Source organism: Secundilactobacillus muriivasis, assembly GCF_054785195.1.
Window position 1 is genome coordinate 1 of the sequence record NZ_BAABMI010000109.1, and the last position, 2,476, is coordinate 2,476.

The window sequence follows — 2,476 nt, forward strand, 5'->3', positions numbered from 1 at the left end:
AGCAAGATCAAAAGCCGTCAGTTTTTGAAAAACATGAAAACTGACGACTTTTTTGGAAGGTATGAATAATTCAGGATTTGATTTTGTGTATACTGTTTATGCTTGATGAGTTACATAAATATATGTTTGGAGGAATTACACATGCAAGCAAGTTTAAAGAAATCTCTTTATGTTGGCTTAGCTGCATTGTCATTCGTTGCCGCTGCCGGCGCAGCATCAACGACTGCATCTGCTAAGACCTATGCTAAGGTTACGTCAAACACTACTTTGACTACCGCAGCTAACACTCGTAACGTTAACTTAACCGGTACTAACGCTTTATATTCTAAGGCTGGTACTTTGAAGGGTGCCCAAGTTGTAGCTACTACTACTACTGCTAAGGCTTTGAACGCTTCAACTACTGGTAAGGCTAACTTCCGTGCTTACCGTGTTGCTACTACTAACCGCGGCTCAGTTTACTACAAGGTTGTTTCATTTGACAAGCAATACCGTGGCTGGATCTACGGCGGCAAGTCAACCTCAGCCTTTGATGGTGGCGTAGCTGCATACGCAACTACTAAGGATGCTACTGCTCCTAAAGCTACTGACTCATACACTTTGTCAGCAACTACTAGCACTACTGCAAACACCTTGTTCTTCAAGGAACCTGCATACACTCAATACAAAGTAGGCCGTGCTACTGTTGACGGTAAGGTATTGGCAGCTACTGATGCATACAAAGATGCTAAGTTCACCTTTGGTGCAGCTAAGACGACTTCACGTGAAGGCGATCTTTACTACCAAATCGCTACTGTTAACGGTTCAAAGACTAACGGTTTAGTTGGTGCTTGGGTAAAGGCTTCTGATGTTAAGAACACTGCCCCAACTGCTACTGCTGATAACAGCGTAAAGATTGTTTACACTGATACTAAGGGTAACGCATTGTCGAGCTCATTTGATCAAACTTTCGTAACTACTGCTACTGGCACTAAAGCCGGACAAGCTGTTGGTGATGAATTTAAGAACGAAAATGGCCAAGACCTTGCTACCTTTGCACAAGCTAAGGTACCAGCTGGCTACAAGTTTGTACCATTTACTGGTGATGCAGCTAAGTTTGGCGGTACTAAGTACGTTGCAGTTACTGCTGCAGCTGCTTCTAAGGTAACCCTTACCATCGGTTCTGTTACTAGTGAAGTTAAGGATGCTGACGCATTGAGCGTTAACAAGACTTTGTCTGCTAGCGATGTAGCATTTAGTGCTACTGCATTATCTAACCTTTCAAATGCTTTGAAGGGTGATAAGACTGCTAACGTTACTTCTTCAGATGCTGTTTACACTGCATTAGCAGCAGCATTGAACAAGACCGCTGGTACTCAAACTTACACTACTAATGGCGGTACTAAGTATCACTACGAATTTACTATGGGTAACAAAGACAACTTTAACACTGTTAACCAATTAGCTAAATATGGTGATAACTTAACTGCGTTTGTTTCAGCCAAAGCCGTAGTTGATGCAGCACCTACTGCTCCAACCACTACTACTACTGACGTTTTTAACTAATAATTAAAAATTGTTGAAGTTGAAAAAGCACATCCTTTAGGATGTGCTTTTTCTGTATAAAGAATTATACCCCTTCGCCAAGTAACGTTGATATATAGTAAGCACGTAAGGTACGCACACTATAACCAGCCGTATTGAAATGAAAAACGGACTTCCTCATAATTGAGTTAGTCCGTTTTTGTGTTTTATGCGGTTGATAATTCCTGATCACATTAATAATTCCACGGTAAACAAGCCTCCAGTTGTGTTTCTTTTACGAAAGTCGGCAACTGTGGCATCGTTTTTAGTAAATACTCGATATAATTGCGGCGTTGATTCCGTTGGCTTCGGCGCCCTTGGAGTTAGTGGAGGACAGCCGGTTCTTTCGCCCGATAACGTAGCCTTTTCATGTTACGTTCCGATGTATTATGGGTGAAGTCTAACTCGCTAAAGTTGGAGCCGTTTGTTGGCCAATTGCGTACGTGATGGCCTTGTTTAATCGACTATTGGCATATGTCTGAGTTGATTTACACCAAATCCAGAAAATGTCGATTAATGTTTTCAACTTTTCTTGGCGTAATTTAAGACACTCTTCGCTATTTAATGATTGCCCTTCACGTTCCAGATTAAACGTTTTTGTAAGTAGCCTTAATCCTTGAGAAGCTTTAAAATGTTTTGGATCAGCGTTAGCATCATCAAAAAAACTTGCGTTGAATATGTCCATAGCAGCCACAACGAGTAATTGAATCACAACTTTATTTTATAAGTAAGCGCACTCTAACCAGACGTCTATCGTGCACACACATATTTGACGGTAATTTTTATTTTTATGCTCAAAATATTTAATGAAATCAAGTGAAAATTAAAAATTACCTTTTTCCTGAATTATTCACCAGAAACTCCAAAATCCCCATCAAACACATGATTCAAGTGCTTGATGGGAATTTTACGTTTT

Annotated in this window: 2 protein-coding genes; one reads left to right on the top strand and one right to left on the bottom strand. The window is 40.5% G+C overall.

Annotation, left to right across the window (positions count from 1 at the left end; genetic code table 11):
• The first annotated feature begins 141 nt into the window (after nt 1-141).
• On the top strand, nt 142-1,542 hold the full coding sequence (locus ACYVR3_RS16110) for an S-layer protein (protein ID WP_461245014.1): 1,401 nt from the start codon (nt 142-144) through the stop codon (nt 1,540-1,542).
• Nucleotides 1,543-1,960: 418 nt separating this feature from the next.
• On the opposite strand, the gene ACYVR3_RS16115 is transcribed toward ACYVR3_RS16110, so the two are convergent.
• Nucleotides 1,961-2,272, bottom strand: a complete 312-nt coding sequence (locus ACYVR3_RS16115) for an IS66 family transposase (RefSeq protein ID WP_461245015.1) — start codon at nt 2,270-2,272, stop codon at nt 1,961-1,963.
• Between the last annotated feature and the right edge of the window lie 204 nt (nt 2,273-2,476).